Below are 23,190 nucleotides of genomic sequence, written 5' to 3'. Positions count from 1 at the left end.
TAGTTGGCTCTGTAATTATATTCCGCCACCATCGTTAGCAATACTTTTAGTGACGAGCGCTTTGAGTATAATTTATCAGTGCTGTTTCACAATTTTACTGGTGCAAGTCGTGCTAAAACACTCTTCAAAAAAAGCTAAACTCTTCCCTAGTCATAACTCCAAAAAGTTTAAGTGGCAGGCGATAATTGTTGGAATATTAACTTTAGCTTCGCTCATTCTTCTTTAGCAGGGATTAAGGATTTTCTGTCCTCAAATCGTTTTTGCGACACAACCCTATCGAAAGTAGTTGGCATTGTACTGTTGCTTCTGGCACTGCTCGATATTTATTTCACCGTTTTATATCCCCGTAGTGGCAACAGCTTGACGAGCGGATACACTCAGATGCTGGGCTGAGTTCCGCTATCGTCTCATGACCTTTGTAAATCTACGTCTAGAAGGTAGACTCTACGATGCTATCCTGGCAATAATCTCATTCTCTGAGTCTAAGCCGACGTAATAACATGGCATTAATCGAAACAACAACCGTCGAAACGCTCATGAAGATAGCACCCACTGCTGGAGATAACAAAATTCCGAAGGAGTAAGCGACTCCTGCGGCTAAAGGAATGCCAATGACGTTGTAACCCGTTGCCCAAAACAGATTTTGCAGCATCTTATTGTAGGTCGCTTTTGCCAACTTCAATGCATATGTGGCATCGAGGGGACTACTATTGATTAATACCAAATCTGCGGATTCGATCGCGACATTGGTTCCAGCTCCGATCGCCAGTCCTAAATCTGCCTCAGTGAGAGCAGGTGCATCATTAATCCCATCTCCCACAAAAGCAGTCGGTTTTTCGGCTTTGAGTCTGCGGATAATGGAGGCTTTATCTTGCGGTAGCACGCGGGCATAGTAGCGATCGATGTTCAAATCCTCAGCAACGGTCTTGGCAACTGCTTCTGCATCACCCGTAATCATCACCACTTGCACGCCCATTTCCTGCAATCTCGCGACAGCTTCTCTTGCAGGTTCCCGCACTCGATCGGCTAATCCAAAAACAGCCAGCACTTGCCGCTCGTCCATGAGGACGATCGCGCTTTCTCCCCGCGACTCGCTTTGCTCCAATCCCGCTTGTAAGGCTGCTGGGAATTCTAGCTTCAATTCGCGCACCCATTCAGGTCTACCGACTCGATAACGTTGGTTGTTTACCGTGCCTTCCACACCGCTACCAGGAATTGCTTGAAAATCTTCGCCTTTTGTAAATTGAATCTGGCGACGATCTGCTTCCTGTACGATCGCTTGAGCCAGAGGATGTTCGGAGAGCGACTCTAGCGTTGCCGCGATTCCTAACGCTTTGAGTTCATCAATTTTATCTGTATAAATTCGTTGAACCCCAAATTGTCCTTCCGTTAACGTTCCAGTTTTATCGAACGCAATTGTTTGAATGTTTCTTGCTCGCTCAAACGCTTCTCGACTGCGAACCAAAATTCCATGTTTCGCCGACATTGCTGTTGCATTGACAATCACGAGGGGAATCGCTAAGCCTAATGCGTGCGGACAAGCAATCACTAATACCGTTACAGCGCGATTAATCGCAAAAGTACTATCGGGACCAAATGTCAGCCAAACAATAAAGGTCAGCGTTGCAACTGCGATCGCGATTAGCGTCAACCAATACGCTAATCGATCCGCTAATGCTTGATAGCGGCTTTTAGAGCTTTGCGCTTCCTCAACCAGGCGCATAATTTGACTGAGAGTAGTTTGTTCGCCCGTTCGAGTAACTTTCACGGTCAACGCGCCATCTCCATTTACGGCTCCGGCAACCACTTCATCGTTGACTTGCTTGGTGACTGGGCGGGATTCCCCTGTGAGAAAAGCTTCATTCACGCTAGAAGCACCTTCTGTGACTTCGCCATCGATCGGAATTTGTTCGCCAGGACGAACCAGAATTAAGTCATCGTGTTGTAGCGTATCGACCTGAACATCCTCAACTCGTCCATTGACCAAACGATGTGCCACGGTAGGCACGAGTTCTGCTAAATTCTCTAAGGCTCGACTTGCTCCCTGAACCGATGCCATTTCGATCCAGTGCCCTAGCAGCATGATGTCAACGAGCGTTACCAATTCCCAATAAAATGGTTCGCCTCTCAGTCCAAATGAAACAGCAAGACTGTAAATAAAGGCAACAGTGATGGCGAGCGCAATCAGCGTCATCATGCCAATCTTGCTGTGAAATTCACGCCATGCCCCTCGCAGAAAGACCCAACCGCCATAAAAGTAGATGACTGTGCTGAGAATCGGGGCAACCCACTCTGAACCAGGAAACGCGATCGCGCGATACCCAAACCACATTTGAAACATGGGCGCGTAGTACAGCACGGGTAAACTTAGCACTAGGCAGATGAAGAATCGTCGCTGAAAGATTTCTGGACTATGACCTGCGTGCCGATCGTGGTGGGAATGTTGCTGTCGAGCTTCATGCAAATCCTGACGGGCATCAGCAAGTTGCTTCTGATGTTCGTCATGTCCGACGTATTCTGGCTGGGGTTGCTGATGCCCGTGATGCTCGTGATTGTGTCGCATAAGTCTCTCTATAAAAGTGCAGAAAAATGTAGATAGTTCAAGACTTTCAAAACAATGTATAAGAATTATCCATCTCAAGTCTTACGGGAAAAACTAGATCTTCGGCACTAAAAAACGATTTGCTTGAAATGAAAAATAGTGATGGACAGATGTTGAATACTACCACCACTACATTACTATCTATAGTCTCTAACGGGATGTACCAGGAGCAAGCAGTGATGGCTCAGGCTCCATAGATGATGACCCTGCTGGAGTAGCACCGTTGTATTGGATACCGTAAACTTCTCGAAGCATCCTTCGCAGCTGCGTAATCTCACCTGCTTGTTGAATGACGACATTCGAGGCAAGTTCTATAAATTCATTATGATAGGCGCGATCGATAATCTCTCCAGCGAACTCGATCGCACCCCAGTGGTGTGAGGTTAATGTCTTCATAAACTCAATCTCGAACTCGCTACCATTTAGCGACTCCAACTGTTTCACGACATTTCTGCCAAAATTGTTTGCAGTGGGTTGATAGTTAATTCCATACCAATTATTCAACCACGATCGCATTGTTTGGATTTCCTGTTGCTGGGCTTCAATCACCTGCTCGCAAAGCGATCTTAATTCATTGCGCGAAGCTTTCTGCACGCATACTTGCGCCATCTGAACTGCAAAGTTATGACCGTCAATCAGATCTCTGAGCAGGCGAATTTCTACTATTGTGAGTCTATTTCTTGGCGCGGGTGCGTCTGCCTTAGCTGGTATCTTGGTAGCAACGAGCGTACCAAAAGTAAGTGTCATCGCTACCAACAGATGGGTGGTAAATTTAGCAGCCCAGTTTTGTTGTGTGTTACTATTAAAAAACATAACAGTGTTGATTCAAGTAAGTAATTGGAATTACACAGACATTAGACGCTCCACTCAAACTCGAACGCAGTCAAGAACGCGAAAATTGAAAGCAATTCCCTCATAGGATTAGCAATGTGTTAAAGCAAAATCTATGAAGACAGCTTTTTGGCAAGGTAAATGAATACCGCCTATCAAGTTTTCAGGCAAGACACCTAAAACAACCTATTCACCTTGAAGCAGGTATAGAATACCCGCTATAACATGTAACTTTTGGGTTAATTCTAGTTTGCTGAACGCATATCTCTAGAGGCAAATTCAGCATAAAACGTGAAGAATGCTAATTCATCATTCTGAAGTGAGAGTCACAATTTCTTCCTATTGAAAGACAAGCATTTCATCTCAATTTCATTGCCGTATGCAGTCTTTGCTATGAAGAATAAAAAAGTAGCGTTTTATACTTAGAATCAAATCGTTCGTTTTTCTCACTAACGCGGGCACTGACCTGACTTTGCCGAACTAGAGGTGCGATCGCGATTGGCGAATGAAAAATTTCATCCTAATTTCATCCTGCTTTGCAATACTTAATATTTAGGGCATTTGAATTGCCCTGTCGAGCGAAACCTTTGTCTGGCGTTAGCAGTCAGTTACGCTGGCAAACATAACTGTTGACTCTCCAGCCAACTAGAGATTTTACACTGAGAAAGGAAATTCTTAAGCAATAGATTTATGAGTACAAAGTCGTTTATGCAACCTAATTCTGCGAAAACTAAGTTTTTGGCGTTAACTCTGGCGGCGATCGCCTCAGTGACAAGTGGTTTACTCGCTACAGGTTCTAGTGTCTCGGCAAAAGACAGTAAAACTTCAAACACCAATCCTCATGCCAAGCAGAACATGCAGCATGGAAGCGGTATGATGAATCACGGCAGTGGCATGATGCAACATGGTAGCAGTATGTCAATGGATTTAGGTCCAGCCGATGCTAACTACGATCTGCGGTTCATTGATGCAATGAGAATGCACCATGAAGGTGCAATCCAGATGGCAAAAGAAGCACAGCTCAAATCGAAGCGTCCTCAAATTAAAAAACTAGCGAGCAGCATCATTGCCGATCAAAATCGTGAAATCAACCAGTTGCAACAGTGGCGACAAGCCTGGTATCCCAAAGCAGGAGATAAACCGATGGCTTATGACACTAAAATGGGACGCATGATGCAAATGTCTTCTAACCAGATGCAGGGCATGATGATGATGGGTAATTTAGGGACAGCTGATTCTAAGTTTGACCTGCGTTTTATGAATGCGATGATTCCTCACCATGAAGGTGCGGTGACAATGGCTCAAGACGCGCTGAAAAAATCAAAGCGACCGGAAATTAAGCAATTGACAAAGGATATTATCACTGCACAACAAAAAGAGATCGCTCAAATGAAGCAGTGGCGCAAAGCTTGGTATAACCAATAAACCAGTCAGTTATGCAGTATAGAGCTGAAAACGCATACACTGCATCATTAGCTCAGAAGTTTTGTGGCGATCGCGCTTAAGGTGATTCATCAATTGTCTAATTGCCAGCAGCTATTTCATCTAGATTTCATCTGCATAGGAGAAACTAGATATTCAGTAGCGCAGTTGTAGTGCTGTGTTAGCTTCAGGCAAAAAGTAAAAACCTGCTCGATGCCAACACGGTAAACTTTGCTTCTACGGTACACAAGGACATTTCTAGTGATGCTCAAACCATACCGTCCCCGATCGTCTGCACCGCTTCGCCGCATCTCTGGGGCGATCGTCAGTCTCGCAATCCTGATGGCTCCAGTTACTGTGCTAGCTCACGGCGGACATGGAGATGAATTTCAAGGAGGAGGAAGCGAGGCAACTCAAACAACTGACTCGATTCAAATTGATGCCGAGACTGCCAAGCGGCTGGGAATCAAAGTAGAACCAGTTAAGCGACAGCGATTAGCAGTAGGGCTAAAAACGACCGGACAAATTGAAACTCTGCCCAACAAGCAAGTAGAAGTCACGACACCAATTTCAGGAGCTAAAGTAGCCCAGTTGTTAGTGCAGCCTGGTGCTTCCGTGCAAGCGGGTCAACCCGTTGCCGTTATCTCTACTCCCGATTTAGTAGAACTGCGCGTAACTTCCCAGGAAAAGCGAGCCGAGGCACAAGCAGATTTGCAAAAAGCGCAAGCAGACCTGAGACTAGCACAACAAAACTATCAGCGTTTCTCGCAAATTGCCGCAGCAGAAATCGCCCAGGCACAAAGCCAAGTAGACTTTGCCCAAGAAAAGTCTGACAAAGACCAAATTTTATTGACTAAAGGTGCAATTCCCCGTCGCCAAGCCCTAGAATCCGAAACTCAGCTAGCCGAAGCTAAAGCTAAACTGACAGCAGCAGACAGCCGCCGAGATGTCATTGCAGCCGAAGCAGATCTCAAACGCGCTCAGTCATCCGTGCAAGTGGCTCAGTCCCGCCTCAACCTCAGCGATGCTGCATATCAGACTCGACTGCAACAACTGGGTGCAAAAGCCAATGCTCAAGGACTGGTGACAGTTACGGCTCCCATCTCTGGTAGAGTTGCCGATCGCGAAGTCACTATCGGTCAATCTTTCCAAGACGCAGGTGGCAAGCTGATGACAATTGTGAACGACAGTCGGGTTTATGCTACAGCTAACATCTATGAAAAAGATTTAGATAAAGTTAAAAAGGGTCAGTCAGTCAAAGTCACGGTTGCTTCCATGCCTAATCGCACTTTCACCGGACGCATTGCCGTAATTGGCTCGGTGGTGGAAGGTGAAACGCGGGTCGTACCTGTCAAAGCCGAGATCGATAATTCTAGCGGAGTTCTGAAGCCAGGAATGTTTGCCCAACTAGAGGTGCTAACGGATCGGACATCGACCGCACTCTTGGCAATTCCCAGCTCAGCTGTGGTGGAAGCTAATGGCAAGCAATTGGTTTACATCCAAAATGGCAATGCTTACCAAGCAGCTGAAGTCACTCTAGGTCAAACATCTGGAGACACGATCGAAGTGAAAAGCGGCTTATTTGAGGGGGATGCGATCGTTACCCAACGCGCGCCCCAACTTTACGCACAGTCTTTACGGGGAGGTGGAAAAGAGGCTCCAGCAGCAGACGGAGAAGCCGAAGCACCTCAAGCAAGTAACCTAGGAAAAAGCCCTGCCTCTACAACAGCAGGAGCGCAATTTCCTTGGTGGTTGGCAGGAGCAGCAGGGGGATTAGCAATTGGTACTGCTGCTTTCGCAGCAGGTGCTATTTGGTCTGGTCGTCGCACCAAATCTGGGCTCGTGCCAGCATCTACAGGACTGACTTACGAAGCAGATGAGTATTCTACCAATGGTAATGGTTCTACTCGATCGACTTACCATACCTCCAAACCAACCGAGCGAGTAGAATCTATTTCGAGTGAAGAATCATCCTCGATGAACGATAACCATCATCCAAGGAGCCAGCAGTCGGAAGTCAGAGATTGGAAGTAAAGATATTCTTTAACGGTTCCACTTTTTCCTGGTAAAAGCGTCGCTCGTTGCTACATTGGAAGCATTTTACTCAAGCTAAAAGATTCTTCCCGATTGCCGATTTTAGTTTTTGCTGCTGCGTACAATTGTATTTTTGATTAAATCAACGTGAAAAAAATCTATTTTCAAAGTGGATTTCATTTCAATTTCGTCTTCTTTTGGAAAATTGAATAGAGTAACTGACCGCTAACATTGTGACTCATCTAGTAAGGATGAGTAGTTTCAGAAAGCAGCTATCTCTCGCTCAAAGTTTAGAAAATGCTTAACTCTATCCTCAAGTGGTCGATCGTTCAACGCTGGCTGGTTGTTCTAGGTGCAATTATTGTCACTGTATTAGGAATTTACAACCTAACGCAAATGCCCTTAGATGTTTTTCCTAACTTTGCGCCGCCCCAGGTTGAGATTCAAACAGAAGCACCAGGACTGGCTCCAGAAGAAGCCGAGTCTTTAATTACATTGCCAATTGAAAGTGCTATCAATGGTACGCCTGGAGTCACAACGGTACGCTCGTCCTCTGCGGTTGGAATTTCTGTTGTCAAAGTAATTTTTAGCTGGGACACTAATGTATTTCAAGCTCGCCAGTTGGTGACAGAACGATTGCAGCAAGCACAAAGTAAGTTGCCTCAGAACATTGAGCCACCGCAAATTTCTCCAACTAGCTCTCCCATTGGCACAGTCCTCCAATATGCATTTACTGCTGAAACTACGCCGTTAATGGAAGTTAGGCGGCTGGTCGATCGCGATATTACTAACCGTCTGCTGGCAGTGCCAGGTGTTTCTCAAGTCATCGCTTATGGGGGAGACATTCGCCAGTATCAAGTATTGGTTGACCCTGCTAAGTTAAAAGCCTTCAACGTCTCTTTGGCAGAAGTCACCGCAGCAGCACAAACAGCGAATACCAATGCGGCTGGGGGCTTTCTCGTTAGCCCAGACCAAGAATTATTAATTCGGGGGATTGGGCGAATTTCATCAATCGAGGAATTGAAGCAGTCAGTAGTTACTGCCCGCAATGGCAAGCCCGTACTATTGAGTGATGTGGCTGACGTGCAAATCGGCGCAGCCTTGCAACGGGGTGATGGTAGTTTAAACGGTCAGCGAGCGGTTGTCGTGATGGTTAACAAGCAACCCCAAGCTGATACTCCGACCGTGACAAAAGCGATTGAAGCCGCGATTGAAGACATTAAGCCCAGCCTGCCTCAAGATGTTAAAGTTACCGTTTCTTTTCGCCAGCAAAACTTCATCGACGATGCAATTAAGAATGTTGAAGATTCCCTGCGCGACGGCATCATTATTGTTTCCGTTATCTTAGTGCTGTTTTTGATGAATTGGCGTACTGCCGTTATTACTCTCAGCGCTATTCCTTTATCAATATTGATTGGATTGCTAATTTTGAATTGGTTTGGACAAGGCATCAACACGATGACTTTGGGAGGACTAGCAGTGGCAATTGGCTCGGTGGTGGATGACTCAATCGTAGATATGGAAAATGCCTACCGAGGGTTGCGGAAAAATCAGCTAGCAGGAAATCCAGTTCATCCGTTCCAAGTGGTCTATGACACATCAGTAGAAGTGCGCGTTAGCGTGCTATTCTCCACGATAATTATCGCTGTTGTTTTTGCCCCAATTTTTACGCTGACTGGAGTAGAAGGTCGAATTTTTGCCCCAATGGGGGTGGCTTACTTGGTATCGATTTTTGCTTCAACCCTGGTAGCAATGACGCTCTCGCCAGCCTTATGTGCCATTTTGTTAGCCAACCGCCGATTACCAGAGGATGAAACTTGGATTTCACGCTGGTCTCAACGGCTGTATCGTCCGCTGCTCCGATTTTCCATTCGCGTTCCTAGTGTGATTCTGGCGATCGCAGTGGCTTTATTTGTCGCATCCGCGATCGTTTTGCCGTCGCTCGGACGAGTGTTTTTGCCAGAGTTTCAAGAGCGATCGCTCGTCAATGCTATGTTGCTATACCCTGGTGTTTCTTTGGAAGCCACAAACAAGTCAGGAATGGCAATTCAAGAGGCGCTTAAAGGCGATCCTCGGTTTGAGTCCGTGCAGTTACGCTCTGGACGTGCGCCTGGAGATGCAGATGCGGGTGGTGTCAATTTAGGACACGTAGACATAGAAATTAGCGATGAGGGGATGAAAGATCGAGAGGCGACGATTGAAAAGATCAGAGCAGAATTTGCGAAATTACCAGGAGTTGCTCCTAGTATTGGTGGTTTTATTTCTCACCGCATGGATGAAGTATTATCTGGGGTAAGAAGTGCGATTGCCGTGAAAATTTTTGGTTCCGAACTGGATGAATTACGCAGTATTGGTGCTGAAGTTCAAACAGCAATGAGCAATGTCAAAGGTATTGTAGACTTGCAGCTAGAACCTCAAGTACCAATTAAACAGGTGCAAATTCAATTCGATCGCCCAGATGCGGCTCGTTACGGTCTTTCAGTCGGTCAACTATCAGAAACGATTGAAACGGCATTAAACGGGCAAGTCGTCTCCCAAGTGCCGCGAGAGCAACAGTTATTCGATTTGTTGGTGTGGTTAAAACCGAGCGATGCCTTCGGCGGGCTTCGCCAACGCAATAATTTAGAAACTATTCGCAACTTGCTCGTCGATACTCCTAACGGACAGAAAATTCCTTTAGCTACTGTTGCTAATATTGACTACGGTACTGGTCCCAATACTATCAATCGAGAAAATGTGTCGCGATTAATTGTTGTTTCTGCTAATGTCTCCGGTCGAGATTTAGGTTCTGTTATTGAAGATATCCGAGCCAATGTTAAACAACAAGTGCAACTGCCATCGGGTTACTTTATTCAATACGGCGGTCAGTTTGAATCCGAGCAACGGGCTACCCAAAACTTACTAGTATTCGGCACATTGGCTATTGTCGTCATTGCTGTCTTAATGTACTTTGCCGTCAAGTCCATATCTGCCATGCTGATGATTATGGTTAATTTACCCTTGGCTTTAGTAGGAGGCATTTTTTCTGTGGCTTTGGGTGGTGGTGTCCTTTCTGTAGCTTCAATGGTGGGATTTATCACTTTGTTTGGAGTTGCCACGCGCAATGGCTTGCTGCTAGTTGAAAACTACAACGCCAAGTTAGCACAGGATATGCCGTTGAAGGCAGTTCTATTTGAGGGTTCTATGGAGCGATTGGCAGCTATTTTAATGACCGCACTTACGTCAGCATTAGGTATGGTTCCGCTGGTGATTGGTAGTGGAGCGGGTAAGGAAATTTTGCAACCTTTAGCGATTGTGGTTTTGGGTGGATTATTTACTTCCACGGCGTTAACTTTGTTAGTTCTTCCAGCTTTATATGCTCAATTCGGCAAATTTTTAGTGCCCAAAAAGAATATGCCAGTACAAAATATTGAAACTACTAGAGGCTCAATTGTATAAACCTACATATATAGCTAGCTTCTTCCTCTTTAAATATTCTAAGTCAGGAGTTAATTAATGAAGTTACTTAATTTCGGTACGATCGCTCTAGGTAGTGCAGGACTGCTCTTTTTCGGCGCTTTTAGCCATAGCGATCGCGCCAATAGTTACGCCAGTAGCTCAAATATAAAAGCTGCGAAAGTTGTAGCAAGAAACGAATTAGTTAGCGAGAAATCTGGTGCATCTAAAGATAGTAAAAGTAAAAAGGGCGGTCAAGTTGTAGAGGCTGGTGCTTACCATCTAGAGCTAGTATCTGAAAAAGAAGCTAATGGAATCCACTTAGATTTGTACTTACAAAGAGGAGACAATCATCAAGCAATTCCTAACGCTAAAGTCACGGCTCAAATTCAGTCACCTGACGGAACGCAAAAAAACTTAAATTTCAAATACGATTCCAGCGGGAAACACTATACGACCTTACTGCCTGGGAAAGCAACTGGTCAGTATCAGATGAAAGTTACCGCTGACGTTAAGGGTGAAAAGGTAAACGGACGTTTTAGTTTTAAGCAGTAATCCGAGCAGACGGCGTTACCGATTGCGGACATATTTCACTGGTATAGTCAATCTATTTTTATAGATAAGATGACTGACAGTTAAGCGGAGGAGAGACTGACGCGCAATAGCGTCGTCAGGATTAATTTTATGAGAATACTACTAGTTGAGGATGAACCGGATCTAGGATCTGCAATTAAGCGCACTTTACACCAGGAAAAGTATGTGGTCGATCTGGTTTTAAATGGTACTGAAGCCTGGGAATATTTAGAAAACCAGCACGCGCAGTATGCCTTGGCTATCCTTGACTGGTCGTTACCTGGAATGTCAGGAATAGATCTTTGCCAGCGGCTGAGGAGGCAAAACAGCCCGTTACCAGTATTAATACTAACTGCTAGAGATAGTATCGAAGATAGAGTGACAGGTTTGGATGCAGGGGCAGATGACTATCTAGTAAAACCGTTTAGCATGGCGGAACTCCTAGCAAGGGTGAGGGCGCTCCAGAGGCGATCGCCTCAGATTCAACCCCAAAAACTCCAAGCAGGTAATCTAATTTTAGATTACGCCAGCCGAAGTGTTTATCTGCTCGAACAAAGTGGCGATCGGCAGTTAGTATCACTGACCAATAAAGAATTTCAGCTACTAGAGTATTTTATGACACATCCAAATCAGATTGTTAGCAGCGAGCAGATCCGCAATCAGCTTTGGGAAGTGAATGCAGATACGACTAGTAATGTAGTAGCTGCTCAAATTCGCTTGCTCAGACGACAACTTGCAGTCATAGGCAGCACTGACGCAATCGAAACTGTTCCTGGCAGGGGCTATCGCCTCAAAATTCCCGATGCAACAAAATAAACTTTTTACTCGGACTCGCTGGCAATTAGTTGCCTGGTATGCAGCCGTGATGGGCTGCATTTTAGGTCTAATTGGTTTTGGAATGTACCAAGCAATTATTCACGCTCACTGGCGCACTCTAGATCGAGAGCTAGAGATTGTGGCTGGAACGCTACACGATTCTATCGAAAAAACTTTGATCCAACCTGGACGCTTGGAACAGACAACCAAGCAGCTCTTGCCACAAATGTCGCAGTTGGAAAAACGCCACATTCTCGGAGCCATTCACCGAGACGATTACTACATCAGGTTTTTAGACCGTTCTGGACGGGTTATCGCTGGGTTCGGTTCTCAACCAGATGGGTTGTCGATCGCATCAGGAAAGGCGACGTGGCAAACTCTTGTCGATGCTAGAGGAAATCGATATCACCAAATATCTTTATCATTACACACTCAGGACAATCGCCCTTGGGGATATATGCAGATGGGGCGAAGTCTCAAAGATGTTGACGATTACCTAACTAACGTGAAGTTAGTTTTGCTAGTAGGATTACCAATCGCTATGGCAATGGTGGCAGTTGCCAGCTGGTGGCTGGCAGGGTTAGCAATGCGACCGATTTACCGCTCGTATAGGCAAGTTCAACAGTTTACAGCGGATGCAGCTCACGAATTGAGAACGCCCTTAGCGGCACTAGGAGCAACTGTCGAATCAGCTCTGCGATCGCCCGATCTGTCCCAAGCAGAAGCATACGATATTTTACAAACTTTAAACCGTCAAAATCAACGATTGACGACATTAGTTGCCGATCTACTTTTACTATCTCGCATGGAGCGGCGACCTTTACCAGCACGTCATCAGCTTTGTTGCTTGAATGATATTCTCAGCGATTTAGTAGAAGAATTAACATCCTTGGCTCTTGACGCAGAAGTAACGTTGACATCTGACATCCAAGTAAAAAGTTTGTTGCGCGTCTTTGGGGATGAAGAGCAACTGTACCGTTTATTTACAAATTTAATGGTTAATGCCATCCAATACACGCCATCGGGCGGTTGCGTAACTGTGATTTTAGAGCGTAGCGGTCACTACGCGCTGATTCGGGTTCGAGATACGGGTATTGGCATTGCACCTGAGCAACAACAACGAATTTTCGATCGCTTCTATCGTGTCAGTAGCGATCGCTCTAGAGCATCAGGTGGATCTGGGTTGGGGTTAGCGATCGCGATGGCGATCGTTCAAGCACATGATGGTAGTTTAGAGGTGCAGAGCGAATTGGGTAAAGGCAGTACTTTCAGCGTTCGATTACCTTTAGAAACTACATCACTTCCAGATAGCTGAAGAGGATTTCTTGCTCATGGAATAGCAGAATTTCATCTGATTTTCATTTGAGATATTTACAATAGTCAACGCTGAATGTGGAGATTAATCTTGATTTTAAAACTAAAATACTGAATTCAGATTAAGAAAAAAAGTTGGCGTTCGCCTCTGAAAAAACCATTTGCCAACAAGCAACCGCACCAATCGGCTCCAAGGTGTTGCAATAACACTGGGTAGCAGAGCTAAAATGTGCGTATGTATATCCCCCAGGGGGGTATCCGATGCCCCGAACTCAAAACCAAAAAATCCTCAATCGTCTTGCCAGGATTGAAGGTCACGTCCAGGCTATTCAACGAACGATCGAGGCTGACAGATCTTGCCCAGAGGTACTTATGCAAATTGTGGCAGAACGAGCGGCACTCAAAAAAGTGGCTTTAATTTTGCTGGAAGACTTTGCCGAACAACGCTTGGCAGATGTCATGCCAAGCGACAATTTTAAATCGGAGCGATCCGATCTTTTCAAAGCTTTGAATTTGTTGAGTTAAAAAAGTCGAGCGAAGAAGACAAATGAATGCCTTATCGCTATTTCACTGCCTCCGCAATCCAGTATTTGCTCGGCTTTATACAGCCCAAACCGTCAGTTTGTTGGGAGACGCACTGACCTGGGTAGGTTTAGCTCTACTTGCCTTTGAGTTGGTGGGGAAGAATTCAGCCGTTGTCTTATCTGGGGCGCTGACACTGCGCGTTACTGCTTTCGTCCTACTGTCACCCCTAGCAGGAGCGATCGCCGATCGTTTGGATCGCAAGCGCATTATGGTGACAACTCATTTAGCGCGAATGCTGTTGGTTGGCTTACTACCGTTCGTTACAGCAGTGTGGCAAGTCTACTTGCTGATTTTTGCGCTTAACCTCTTCAATGCTTTCTTTACGCCGACATATAAGGCGACAATCCCGCAAGTCACGGGACAAAATGACTATCCGCAAGCGATCGCGCTTTCCAGCGTCACTTATCAATTATTAAGCGTATTAGGTCCAGGTTTTGCCGGAGCTGTCGCCGCTTTTATCGGTGCAAGGCAGATTTTCTTCTTAGATGCTCTGAGCTTTGTAGTTGCGGCTATTTTAATCTTCAGCTTACCAGGACAGCTTAGAGTCGATTCTAGCCAACCATCGGTGAGGACAACAGGCAGAACGTGGCAAGATATCAAAGCAGGCACAACTCGTTTGTTTGTAGATGCGCCAATTCGCTACGCACTCCTGATGCAGTTAGTTGCCTCTATTGCTGGAGCGCAAATTCTCGTCAATACTATCGGTTACGTTCAAGGAACGCTCAAATTAGGAGAAGTGCAGTACGGCTGGGTGATGGCAGCTTTTGGTATTGGTGCTGCTATATCGGCTGTGGTAGTAGGTGCGCTGAATAGACGTTTAGCACTAACATCGCTGATACCGATCGGTGCAGTTTCGATTTCCCTAGCTTTAATGCCTGCAAATTTCGTAGATTTAGCAGTGCTGATGATGCTATGGGCTGTGGCAGGTGCAGGACAAAACTTGGTGGACTTGCCAACTCAAACTTTAATTGCAGATCGTATCCCCAGGACTATCCAAGGAAGAGTTTATGGGGCGCACTTTGCTTGGAGTCATCTGTGGTGGGCAATCTCATATCCGCTAGCTGGGTGGTTGGGCAGTCATTTAGGCGATCGCTCATTCCTGTACGGTAGCTTAGTTAGTTTGGCGATGTTAGCAGTTGTCCAAGTCACTGTTGCACCGCAACTGCGCGATCGCGAACACATACACTATCCGACTTGGCACGAACACGAACACATACACGACGAACACCATCAGCACGACCACGAGCTAGGAATACTCACAGGCGAGCCACATACGCATCTGCACGAACATACTACAATCTTGTATCACAGCCATCCCGATCTCATCGACCTCCACCACCGTCATCATTACTAGGGGAGTGGGAACTCGCCTGGAGAAGCAGATAATGTAGAAAGCGATCGCACTCAACGGAAAAGACAGTTATGAGAATTCTGTTGGTAGAGGATGACGAGCGCCTTGCTAAGGCTTTAGCAGAAGCCCTTACCGACCAACATTACGTTGTTGACATTGCTACAGACGGTCAGGCAGGCTGGGAGTTTGTAGAAATCTGTCCTTACGACCTGTTGATTTTGGATGTCATGCTACCAAAGCAAGATGGGATCGGTCTTTGCCAAAAATTACGTCAGAGCAAGCATTCTATGCCAATTCTCATGCTGACGGCAAGAGACACCAGTTCGGATAAGGTTATGGGGCTAGATGCAGGGGCAGATGATTATGTTGTCAAACCCTTCGATTTACAAGAGCTGATGGCTCGGATTCGAGCGCATCTACGTCGGGGCAACTCCAGCTTACCGCTAGTGTTAGAGTGGGAACATTTGCGCCTCAACCCTAATACCTGTGAGGCTACATACAACGGACAACTTCTACATCTAACACCAAAAGAGTATCGCATACTAGAATTATTCATGCGTCACAGCCATCGCACTTTCAATCGGAGCGAAATTCTCGATCGCCTTTGGTCGTTTGATGAACCACCAGCAGAGGAAACCGTTAAGGTTCATATCAGGAGCCTACGGCAAAAATTGCGAGCGGCTGGAGCTGCGGCTAACTTCATTGAAACAGTTTACGGTTTAGGTTATCGGCTCAAACAAACTTTCTAACTAGATGTTTCTAACTTAATGTTTCAGGCTTTACACTGGCGGCTATTGATTTCCTACCTAAGTGTCATGGTGACAATTTTAGGAATATTTACCGTAGCCGTATATCAGTTTGTCGCCTACAATCTTTATCAAAAAACAGACCGCCAAATGCTAGGATTGGCGGATGCAGCCGCTCACAGTTTATCGAAGCTCCGAGCCGATCGCACCGCCATTTCTCGTCAGATGCCCCGCTCGTTCGACGACGATGGCGATCTCGATATCCCCTGGCAGGATTTACGCGAAAATCATCAAAGTGTAGAGTGGTATGATGCTAACCGTCAGTTGTTAGGTAAAGCAGGAAAGCCACTTCCAGACATTCCTTTAGCAGCTAATTCATATATTTCGCAACAAGGGCAGATTCGCACGCTCACGATTCGGGTTTACGAGGAAAAGCAGCGTGGAGCTAAGCAGGAACTCCAAGGTTATATTCGCGTATTAGAATCCACTGAAGAATTAGCAGAAGAACTAGACAGACTCCTATTAGGATTGGGTGTAGCAGGGATAATTGCTCTGTCGCTAACTAGTGTTGGTAGTTTGTGGCTGACGCGACAATCCATAAAACCGATTCAGTTGAGTTTTCAGCAGTTAAAACAGTTAAATCAGCAGTTAAAGCAGTTTACAGCCGACGCTTCCCACGAGTTGCGTAGCCCCCTGGCGGCGATTAAGACTTCAACTCAGGTGATGATGACTCATCCAGAGCGAATTCATCCAGCAGATGTGGATAAGTTGGATGCGATCGCCAGTGCGACTAAACAAATGACTTGCTTGGTGGAAGATTTACTCTTTCTCGCACGGACAGACGTTACAGAAACTAGCTTAACGCAAGAAACGTGGAGAGCGATCCCAATAAACGAACTGCTAGAAGATTTGGTAGATTTCTTATCACCTCAAGCCCAAGCCAAGGAAATTACTCTCAAGTTAGATTCATTAGAAGAAGTGTTTGTTAAAGGTGATGCCTTCCAGCTAGGGCGGTTATTTTCTAACCTGCTAGAGAATGCGCTGCAATATACACTACCTGGAGGAACTGTAACTATTTCTATAGTCAGCCAAGGTAAGTTTGTTGTTATTAGTATTGAGGACACTGGAATCGGGATCGCACCAGAACACGTTCCACTAGTTTTTCATCGCTTTTGGAGAGCAGATAAGGCGCGGACGTACAGAGAAGACGGTTCAGGATTGGGATTGGCGATCGCTCAAGCCATTGCTCAACGTCACGGGGGAGAGATTGTCCTCAGCAGCCAAATAGGAGTTGGTAGTTGCTTTGGGGTACGTCTACCGATCGCCGCCTAATTTCTTTTTGTTTGCCTTTTGCTGTTGAACAAACCAGACATACTCAACCCCGTTACTAACAATCCGATTAGTCCTAAGCCATTCAAAATGGGGTAGATTGCCTGAAGATGAAAGATTTCACCCGTGTGAATGCTCAATAGAAAACTAGAGGATAATCCTGTGGCGATCGACCACTCGCGAACGATTGTAACTATCATCCCAGTTAGCACGGTTACAGTCAGTGGGATCGAGATCGCGATCGCCAGAATGCGGTGATATTTCCGAAACGCACGTTTCATGTCAACTCCTCGTTAAAAATAGACTTTTAGAATACTATCTGCTCTTTAGATTGGAAAAATCGAGCTTTGCGTGACAAAACTCGATGGGTGAGAGGAGTCCCCTTTGCCGGAGACTTTTTCTCAAGGTACAACAAATATAGTAAAGAACTCGGAAAGATCGGGATTGAGCTATTTTCTTTCCGAGTTCTTTACCTTCGTAGTTTTATCTTGGAGTTGGTTGGCAGAGAAGTCATTAACTGCTTTGCTGTACTTCGTATCCCTCAGCATTTTTACTCATAGCAGTAACGATGTTTTGTGCCAGTTAGCGTAAATTTTTGCCGGAGTTTGAGATCGTGAAACGACATCAAGTACTAATTGTTGCTGCCATCAGTGTTTTGGTATTGGCAGGATGCACTAATGCTCAACAGCCTACAATACAGACCTCACCCGCAGCCAGTCCTGTTGCTACTGGGCAAACCGATCGAGCAGGTGTCGATCGTCTGCTAAGCGTTGTATCTAATACCAAAGTAGCAGTTGAAGCAGGGAATTTTTCTAAAGCCAACACTGAATTTAGCCAATTTGAAGATAACTGGAAACAGGTTGAGGATGGCATAAAAGCCAAATCTAGCGATCGCTATAAAGCGATTGAAGATAGCCTGGATCGGGTAACGGGCGAACTAAAAGGCTCTCAGCCCAACAAACAGAATGTGTTAGCAGACTTACAATCTATGGAAAATAACATCAATAGTGTTGCCAAACTGTAATTTTTTCAAACTTCGAGAACAATTAGCACTCGCTTCTACTTGAATTGAAATCACTTGAATAATTGAGTTTCTCATGCTCGTGTGAGGTATAACTACTAAGTCTGTAGAGCTACCTCACATTTTTTTATGTTTAGTTTTATCGATTGTTAAAATTTTTGCGAAACGATTAGCTAGTAGCAATTATACTAATAAGCAATATTAGTATAAAAATTAGCCTTATCTAGCGAAAATCAACTTTTTTAATAGTAATTATTTGCAAGAACTAGCTGAATAAATAGAATTAATTCTTATCTAAAAAATAGCTTAAACTCTTTCCGAGTTCTTTACCTTTAATATCTTACTTTTAAGGTGCAGGAGTTACAAATGTAGCCTTCAGCAGACTCATAAGGAGTAAAGAGGATGAATTCAAAAGCACTCGTAGCTGAATTTGTCGGAACTTTCGCTTTGATCTTTATTGGAGTGGGTGCGATCGCCACTAATTACATCAATCGGGGCGGAATTACAGGCACAGCAGTGGATCTGACTGCTATTGCTCTCGCCCACGGTTTGACAATCGCCGTTATGGTCAGTGCAACAGCAGCTGTGAGCGGCGGTCATCTCAATCCGGCCGTCACCTTTGGCGCTTGGCTGACAGGTAAAATCGATCCCAAGAATGCGTTGGGATATATTATTTCCCAATGTTTGGGAGCCATTTTTGCCGCCAGTTTGATCAAACTGGTTATTCCTTTACAGGCACTCCAAGCTGTAGGTATGGGAACCCCAGCTCTTGGCAAGGGAGAAACTCCATTTATGGGATTGGTCATGGAATTCATTCTGACCTTCTTCCTGGTATTTGTTGTTTTTGGCACAGCTATTGACTCTCGCGCCCCTAGAATCGGCGGTTTGTTCATCGGATTAACTGTGGCACTAGACATCTTGGCTGGTGGTCCTCTGAGTGGCGCTGCTATGAACCCAGCTCGGTATCTCGGTCCAGCTTTAATGGGGGGTGGACTCCAGTATTTTTGGCTGTATTGGATCGGTCCCTTGGCAGGTGGTGCTACCGCAGCTTTGTTATACCACTACACGTTGGCAGATAGGAGTAATCGCGCTATCCATAACAGTGAAGTTGCAACTCAGTCTCGTCTAAACTAATCGACTTGTTTCAAATCCTCTTTACAAAATCATTCACAGGAGACAGCAATTTATGTTCTTTCATAAAAAAGAAACAATCCACAGCGTAGATATTAGAGAACCAAATCCGCGTTTTGCTCAACTTCTTCTAGAACAATTTGGTGGCGCAACAGGAGAGCTTTCTGCGGCTTTGCAATACTGGGTACAGTCTTTTCACGTTGAAGATGCAAGTATTCGAGATATGCTTCAGGATATTGCCGTCGAAGAATTCGGTCATTTAGAAATGGTGGGCAAAATGATCGAGGCTCACACTAAAAATGTCGATCGAACTGAGGCTTACAAAAGTACTCTATTTGCCATACGTGGTATGGGTCCGCATTTTCTAGATAGTCAGGGCAATACTTGGACTGCTAGCTATCTCAACGAAGGTGGTGACGTAGTGCGCGACTTGCGGGCTAACATTGCGGCTGAAGCTGGAGCGCCTCAGACTTACGAAGAGTTGATTAAACTCTCAACTGATGAAGGAAGTAAAAAAACACTCGTGCATTTGCTGACAAGAGAAATTTCTCACACTCAAATGTTCATGAAAGCGTTGGATTCTCTGGGTAAGCTAACTGACCCAATGTTTGGTAACATTCAACCGGATGAGACAGTTGATATTTACTACAACTTGTCCTCTTATGGAAAAGAGGGAGTAGTGCAGGTAGACGAACGCGGTCCTTGGAACTCGGAGCCAACGTTCAAGTACATTGCCGATCCGCTCAATACTCGTTCCTAGGCAAAGCCTAAAGGGTATGAGATAAACCAGAAGCCAGTGGAAGCATATCTACTGGCTATGCCTACTACCTACATCAAAGAGGTAAAGTCGATTATAGGTGGTTAATTGTTAAATTGCGATCGACTATAAATTATGAATATAAATTATGAACCATCAGCAATTAACTATTAGCAACTGACACAAAGTATGCCCCAAACACCACACGTTGAGGAACATTTTACAGCCAGCGAAGTTGTCCGAGATATTGTCATTGGAGTCTCGGACGGATTGACAGTTCCCTTTGCTCTAGCAGCTGGGTTGTCTGGAACTGTAGCTTCTACTAGCATAGTTGTCACTGCTGGTTTAGCCGAGATTGCAGCAGGTGCGATCGCGATGGGTTTGGGCGGTTATCTTGCTGCTAAAAGCGATGCCGACCACTACACGTCAGAGCTAAAGCGCGAACAACGAGAACTGAGAGAAAAGCCAGGAGTAGAGGTAAGAGAAGTCATAGATATATTTCAATCTTATGGGCTGACAGCAGAAGAAAGTAAGTTAATTGCCAAGGGGTTGTTGCGAAATCCTCATGCGCTAGTTAATTTCATGATGCGCTTTGAGTTGGGTATAGAAAAGCCTGCTCCTGGGCGAGCATTAAAGAGCGCCCTCACCATTGCTGGTTCTTACATTGCTGGAGGGATCGTTCCCCTAAGTCCTTTTATCTTCATTTCTAATTCCAAAACGGCACTGACACTTTCAGTAATTATTACTAACATTGCTCTAGTAATATTTGGCTATATCAAAGGTCACTTCACAGGTGCTAAACCAATGCGTAGTGCAGTCCAAACTGTGCTAACTGGAGGACTTGCTGCGGCAGCTGCCTTTTCGATCGCCAAACTTATTTCTAGGTAAATTAGTCAAATAACTTTTCTCCTTACACAACTGTATGAAAATTTTAATAGTTGAAGATGACGATCGCATTGCTAAACCACTAGCGGAAGATTTGAGGCATCAACACCATGTTGTAGATTTAGCTGCTGATGGGGTTGAGGGTTGGGAATACGCCCAATCGACTGCCTACGATGTTATCTTACTAGACTTAATGCTACCTCGATTAGATGGAATTGCGCTGTGCAAGCGTTTACGCGCTGCTAAATGTCATGCTTTCATTTTGATGTTAACAGCAAGAGATACAACCTCAGACAAGGTAATTGGACTTGATGCTGGTGCTGATGATTATTTAGTCAAGCCATTTGAGCTTGAAGAATTGGGGGCGCGAATTAGGGCTTTATCGCGGAGAAGTCCAGAAATAAGACAACCGATTTTGAGTCACGGCGAGCTGCAACTCGATCCAGCCAATCGCGAAGTTACTTATGCTGGAAAAACGCTGTCATTAACACCTAAAGAATATACAATTTTAGAATACTTTTTGAGAAATCCTACTCAAGTTTTAACTCGCACGGCAATCCTAGATAAATTGTGGGAATTTGATAAATTGTCTGGAGAAGAAACTGTAAAAACTCATTTGACAAACTTGCGCCGAAAACTAAAAACAGCAGGGAGTTCAGAAGATTTCATCGAAACAGTATACGGAGTTGGTTATCGTCTCTGCGCTAAGTAATGTAATCTGATAGAATTGTCAGAGGTGGACTTTGTTACATTCTGGTAATTAACTCATAACTGAATCGCACCTGCTCGTGTTTGAAAAAATTCGGTATCGCTTATTATTGTCTTACCTAGTAGTTATTGCATCGATACTAGGAACATTTGCGATCGCCGTGCGGACTGTCTTCACCCGCAGTCTCACTCATCAGCTTACAGATAAACTAATTGCTTTAGGACAGGGTGCTGCCGCTAATGCAGAATATGAAAACGGTCAGATCAAAATTGAAAGCGACTTTCCCGTGCAAGATCTAATTGCCAATAATCAAGCTTTGGAGTGGTTCGATACTCAGAGGCGTTTGGTAGAGCGACAAGGAAAAGCTACTGTAACATTACCACTTTCTCCAAAAGAAACAGTACAGTTTCAAACTAGAAAAAATCGCCTTATAGCTACGACTTTACCGATTATTGGTAGCGACGATCGAAAACTGATTGGGTATGTAAGAGTCAGTCAATCTCTGGAAGAATATGATGAAACTTTAAGTAAATTAGACTGGGGATTAGGCGGTGGAATCCTCGTCGCTTTGGCTCTGAGTGGAATTGGTGGAGTATGGTTAACTCGTCAAGCCATGCAACCAATCGAGCAGAGTTTTCAAAGGTTAAAGCAGTTTACGGCTGATGCCTCCCACGAACTTCGCAGTCCTTTAATGGCAGTAAAAAGTAATGCAACAGTAGCATTGAAATATTCAGAGGGAATGCGGGAAACAGATAAAGAGAAGTTCCAGGCGATCGCTAGCGCAACTAATCAAATGTCTCGCTTGACAGAAGACTTATTATTTTTGGCTCGTAACGATAAAATTCCTCACCGTAATCGAGATATTATCGATTTGACAGAACTTTTAGAGAATTTAGTGCAGTTATATAAACCTCAAGCTGAAGCCAAACAAATTAAACTAAGTATACAAGTAACTAAGAATCTGAAATTGCTAGGCGATCCAGATCAACTAAGGCGATTATTTGGCAATTTAATTGAGAATGCTGTTCACTATACGCCAAATGGAGGTATAGTTGAAATCGAAGATCGCCGCGTCAGTTCTCAGTGGTACATTGACGTACGAGATACAGGTGTAGGGATTGCACCAGAGCAGCTTAAACACGTATTTGACAGATTTTGGCGAGCCGATCGCTCTCGTTCTTATAATTCTGGTGGTTCTGGATTGGGATTGCCGATCGCTCAAGCGATCGCCCAGAATCACGGTGGATTCATTACTGTTACTAGCCAAGTAGAAGTTGGCAGTTGTTTTGCAGTGCGTCTACCCACTAGCGCGACTTCAGTACTATAGGTATTTGGTTAAAATGAGTCGCGTTATTAGTACTTCTCAAGATATCTTCAACATTACGGAGTATGGTACGACAAATTTCATCCAGAGGTAGATCGTTAGGATCGCGTCCAAAAGGGTTTTCTAGTTCGGAACCAAGCTCTTCAATTCCAAATAATATAAAGCTTATCAAAGCCATTACTGGGATAGTCCACCAGTGTAAGTTCTCGACTAGCTCTATAGGTAGTATCAAACAATATATCATTAATCAATACATCGGACAGAATCAGGCGGCGATAGTGCCGTAGGAACGTAGACTTTGGTAGTTGGGATGAGATTTAATCAA

The 23,190-nt window shown here is 44.9% G+C and carries 20 protein-coding genes; 16 read left to right on the top strand and 4 right to left on the bottom strand.

Going from position 1 to position 23,190, the window contains the following annotated elements; translation table 11 throughout:
* Positions 1 to 469 precede the first annotated feature (469 nt).
* Both C7Y66_RS08125 and C7Y66_RS08120 read right to left on the bottom strand, forming a co-directional pair.
* A complete protein-coding gene (locus tag C7Y66_RS08125; protein WP_106545174.1) occupies positions 470 to 2,563 on the bottom strand; it encodes a heavy metal translocating P-type ATPase in 2,094 nt (697 codons plus the stop codon).
* Positions 2,564 to 2,752: 189 nt separating this feature from the next.
* Complete coding sequence (locus C7Y66_RS08120; protein WP_233222576.1) at positions 2,753 to 3,349, bottom strand: DUF305 domain-containing protein; 597 nt, start codon at positions 3,347 to 3,349, stop codon at positions 2,753 to 2,755.
* Positions 3,350 to 4,141: 792 nt separating this feature from the next.
* On the opposite strand from C7Y66_RS08120, the gene C7Y66_RS08115 reads away from it, so the two are divergent.
* The 10 genes from C7Y66_RS08115 to C7Y66_RS08070 all read left to right on the top strand — a co-directional run bounded on the left by C7Y66_RS08115 (position 4,142) and on the right by C7Y66_RS08070 (position 17,041).
* Positions 4,142 to 4,858: a DUF305 domain-containing protein gene (locus C7Y66_RS08115; RefSeq protein WP_106545172.1), complete on the top strand. Its 717-nt coding sequence runs from the start codon at positions 4,142 to 4,144 to the stop codon at positions 4,856 to 4,858.
* A gap of 261 nt (positions 4,859 to 5,119) precedes the next feature.
* A complete protein-coding gene (locus C7Y66_RS08110; protein WP_106545171.1) occupies positions 5,120 to 6,889 on the top strand; it encodes an efflux RND transporter periplasmic adaptor subunit in 1,770 nt (589 codons plus the stop codon).
* Between the two features lie 297 nt (positions 6,890 to 7,186).
* On the top strand, positions 7,187 to 10,327 hold the full coding sequence (locus C7Y66_RS08105; RefSeq protein ID WP_106545170.1) for an efflux RND transporter permease subunit: 3,141 nt from the start codon (positions 7,187 to 7,189) through the stop codon (positions 10,325 to 10,327).
* A gap of 57 nt (positions 10,328 to 10,384) precedes the next feature.
* On the top strand, positions 10,385 to 10,879 hold the full coding sequence (locus C7Y66_RS08100; RefSeq protein WP_106545169.1) for a hypothetical protein: 495 nt from the start codon (positions 10,385 to 10,387) through the stop codon (positions 10,877 to 10,879).
* Positions 10,880 to 11,008: 129 nt separating this feature from the next.
* On the top strand, positions 11,009 to 11,713 hold the full coding sequence (gene rppA / locus C7Y66_RS08095) for a two-component system response regulator RppA (RefSeq protein ID WP_106545168.1): 705 nt from the start codon (positions 11,009 to 11,011) through the stop codon (positions 11,711 to 11,713).
* Positions 11,700 to 13,028, top strand: a complete 1,329-nt coding sequence (gene rppB, locus C7Y66_RS08090) for a two-component system sensor histidine kinase RppB (protein ID WP_106545167.1) — start codon at positions 11,700 to 11,702, stop codon at positions 13,026 to 13,028. Before rppA ends, rppB begins: the two co-directional genes overlap by 14 nt.
* A 260-nt stretch (positions 13,029 to 13,288) precedes the next feature.
* Entirely contained in the window at positions 13,289 to 13,552 is a 264-nt protein-coding gene (locus tag C7Y66_RS08085; protein WP_106545166.1) for a metal-sensitive transcriptional regulator, read from the top strand.
* A gap of 22 nt (positions 13,553 to 13,574) precedes the next feature.
* On the top strand, positions 13,575 to 14,966 hold the full coding sequence (locus C7Y66_RS08080; protein ID WP_106545165.1) for an MFS transporter: 1,392 nt from the start codon (positions 13,575 to 13,577) through the stop codon (positions 14,964 to 14,966).
* A 68-nt stretch (positions 14,967 to 15,034) separates the two neighbouring features.
* Positions 15,035 to 15,712 carry a response regulator transcription factor gene (locus C7Y66_RS08075; protein WP_106545164.1) on the top strand — a complete coding sequence of 226 codons (678 nt, stop codon included), beginning with the start codon at positions 15,035 to 15,037 and terminating at the stop codon, positions 15,710 to 15,712.
* A gap of 18 nt (positions 15,713 to 15,730) precedes the next feature.
* The gene (locus C7Y66_RS08070) at positions 15,731 to 17,041 is read left to right on the top strand and encodes a cell wall metabolism sensor histidine kinase WalK (protein ID WP_146149754.1); all 1,311 of its coding nucleotides are present in this window, start codon (positions 15,731 to 15,733) and stop codon (positions 17,039 to 17,041) included.
* Here C7Y66_RS08070 and C7Y66_RS08065 read toward each other — a convergent pair.
* The gene (locus C7Y66_RS08065; protein WP_106545163.1) at positions 17,038 to 17,319 is read right to left on the bottom strand and encodes a peptidase; all 282 of its coding nucleotides are present in this window, start codon (positions 17,317 to 17,319) and stop codon (positions 17,038 to 17,040) included. The genes C7Y66_RS08070 and C7Y66_RS08065 overlap by 4 nt on opposite strands.
* Before the next feature lie 332 nt (positions 17,320 to 17,651).
* Between C7Y66_RS08065 and C7Y66_RS08060 the strand changes: the two genes are divergently transcribed.
* The 6 genes from C7Y66_RS08060 (at position 17,652) to C7Y66_RS08035 (ending at position 22,868) form a co-directional block, all read left to right on the top strand.
* Positions 17,652 to 18,062 (top strand): DUF4363 domain-containing protein, encoded by a 411-nt coding sequence (locus tag C7Y66_RS08060; protein WP_106545162.1) that lies wholly within the window; start codon positions 17,652 to 17,654, stop codon positions 18,060 to 18,062.
* Positions 18,063 to 18,461: 399 nt separating this feature from the next.
* Positions 18,462 to 19,193 carry an MIP/aquaporin family protein gene (locus C7Y66_RS08055; RefSeq protein WP_106545161.1) on the top strand — a complete coding sequence of 244 codons (732 nt, stop codon included), beginning with the start codon at positions 18,462 to 18,464 and terminating at the stop codon, positions 19,191 to 19,193.
* 52 nt (positions 19,194 to 19,245) lie between these two features.
* Positions 19,246 to 19,950 carry a manganese catalase family protein gene (locus C7Y66_RS08050; protein ID WP_106545160.1) on the top strand — a complete coding sequence of 235 codons (705 nt, stop codon included), beginning with the start codon at positions 19,246 to 19,248 and terminating at the stop codon, positions 19,948 to 19,950.
* A gap of 186 nt (positions 19,951 to 20,136) precedes the next feature.
* Positions 20,137 to 20,835 (top strand): VIT1/CCC1 transporter family protein, encoded by a 699-nt coding sequence (locus C7Y66_RS08045; RefSeq protein WP_106545159.1) that lies wholly within the window; start codon positions 20,137 to 20,139, stop codon positions 20,833 to 20,835.
* A gap of 34 nt (positions 20,836 to 20,869) precedes the next feature.
* The gene (locus C7Y66_RS08040) at positions 20,870 to 21,544 is read left to right on the top strand and encodes a response regulator transcription factor (RefSeq protein ID WP_106545158.1); all 675 of its coding nucleotides are present in this window, start codon (positions 20,870 to 20,872) and stop codon (positions 21,542 to 21,544) included.
* 76 nt (positions 21,545 to 21,620) lie between these two features.
* Positions 21,621 to 22,868 carry a cell wall metabolism sensor histidine kinase WalK gene (locus C7Y66_RS08035; RefSeq protein WP_106545157.1) on the top strand — a complete coding sequence of 416 codons (1,248 nt, stop codon included), beginning with the start codon at positions 21,621 to 21,623 and terminating at the stop codon, positions 22,866 to 22,868.
* Here the strand turns inward: C7Y66_RS08035 and C7Y66_RS08030 are convergent.
* Entirely contained in the window at positions 22,846 to 23,109 is a 264-nt protein-coding gene (locus tag C7Y66_RS08030; RefSeq protein ID WP_233222575.1) for a bestrophin family ion channel, read from the bottom strand. The two genes, C7Y66_RS08035 and C7Y66_RS08030, sit on opposite strands and share 23 nt — an antisense overlap.
* Positions 23,110 to 23,190 lie beyond the last annotated feature (81 nt).

This window comes from Chroococcidiopsis sp. CCALA 051 (assembly GCF_003015105.1).
Taxonomy (GTDB): Bacteria; Cyanobacteriota; Cyanobacteriia; order Cyanobacteriales; family Chroococcidiopsidaceae; genus Chroococcidiopsis; species Chroococcidiopsis thermalis.
Note: the sequence above shows the minus strand (reverse complement) of the source record. Positions and strands in the feature narration are given on the sequence as shown.

What these genes read in the sequence shown, in the direction of transcription:
- C7Y66_RS08100 (WP_106545169.1), top strand. Translation starts at nt 10,385, where the DNA reads ATGAAGTTACTTAATTTCGGTACGATCGCTCTAGGTAGTGCAGGACTG.
- C7Y66_RS08125 (WP_106545174.1), bottom strand. Translation starts at nt 2,563, where the DNA reads ATGCGACACAATCACGAGCATCACGGGCATCAGCAACCCCAGCCAGAA.
- C7Y66_RS08050 (WP_106545160.1), top strand. Translation starts at nt 19,246, where the DNA reads ATGTTCTTTCATAAAAAAGAAACAATCCACAGCGTAGATATTAGAGAA.
- C7Y66_RS08075 (WP_106545164.1), top strand. Translation starts at nt 15,035, where the DNA reads ATGAGAATTCTGTTGGTAGAGGATGACGAGCGCCTTGCTAAGGCTTTA.
- C7Y66_RS08045 (WP_106545159.1), top strand. Translation starts at nt 20,137, where the DNA reads ATGCCCCAAACACCACACGTTGAGGAACATTTTACAGCCAGCGAAGTT.
- C7Y66_RS08070 (WP_146149754.1), top strand. Translation starts at nt 15,731, where the DNA reads ATGTTTCAGGCTTTACACTGGCGGCTATTGATTTCCTACCTAAGTGTC.
- C7Y66_RS08055 (WP_106545161.1), top strand. Translation starts at nt 18,462, where the DNA reads ATGAATTCAAAAGCACTCGTAGCTGAATTTGTCGGAACTTTCGCTTTG.
- C7Y66_RS08105 (WP_106545170.1), top strand. Translation starts at nt 7,187, where the DNA reads ATGCTTAACTCTATCCTCAAGTGGTCGATCGTTCAACGCTGGCTGGTT.
- C7Y66_RS08080 (WP_106545165.1), top strand. Translation starts at nt 13,575, where the DNA reads ATGAATGCCTTATCGCTATTTCACTGCCTCCGCAATCCAGTATTTGCT.
- C7Y66_RS08110 (WP_106545171.1), top strand. Translation starts at nt 5,120, where the DNA reads ATGCTCAAACCATACCGTCCCCGATCGTCTGCACCGCTTCGCCGCATC.
- C7Y66_RS08030 (WP_233222575.1), bottom strand. Translation starts at nt 23,109, where the DNA reads ATGATATATTGTTTGATACTACCTATAGAGCTAGTCGAGAACTTACAC.
- C7Y66_RS08115 (WP_106545172.1), top strand. Translation starts at nt 4,142, where the DNA reads ATGCAACCTAATTCTGCGAAAACTAAGTTTTTGGCGTTAACTCTGGCG.
- C7Y66_RS08065 (WP_106545163.1), bottom strand. Translation starts at nt 17,319, where the DNA reads ATGAAACGTGCGTTTCGGAAATATCACCGCATTCTGGCGATCGCGATC.
- C7Y66_RS08120 (WP_233222576.1), bottom strand. Translation starts at nt 3,349, where the DNA reads ATGACACTTACTTTTGGTACGCTCGTTGCTACCAAGATACCAGCTAAG.
- rppB (WP_106545167.1), top strand. Translation starts at nt 11,700, where the DNA reads ATGCAACAAAATAAACTTTTTACTCGGACTCGCTGGCAATTAGTTGCC.
- rppA (WP_106545168.1), top strand. Translation starts at nt 11,009, where the DNA reads ATGAGAATACTACTAGTTGAGGATGAACCGGATCTAGGATCTGCAATT.
- C7Y66_RS08085 (WP_106545166.1), top strand. Translation starts at nt 13,289, where the DNA reads ATGCCCCGAACTCAAAACCAAAAAATCCTCAATCGTCTTGCCAGGATT.
- C7Y66_RS08040 (WP_106545158.1), top strand. Translation starts at nt 20,870, where the DNA reads ATGAAAATTTTAATAGTTGAAGATGACGATCGCATTGCTAAACCACTA.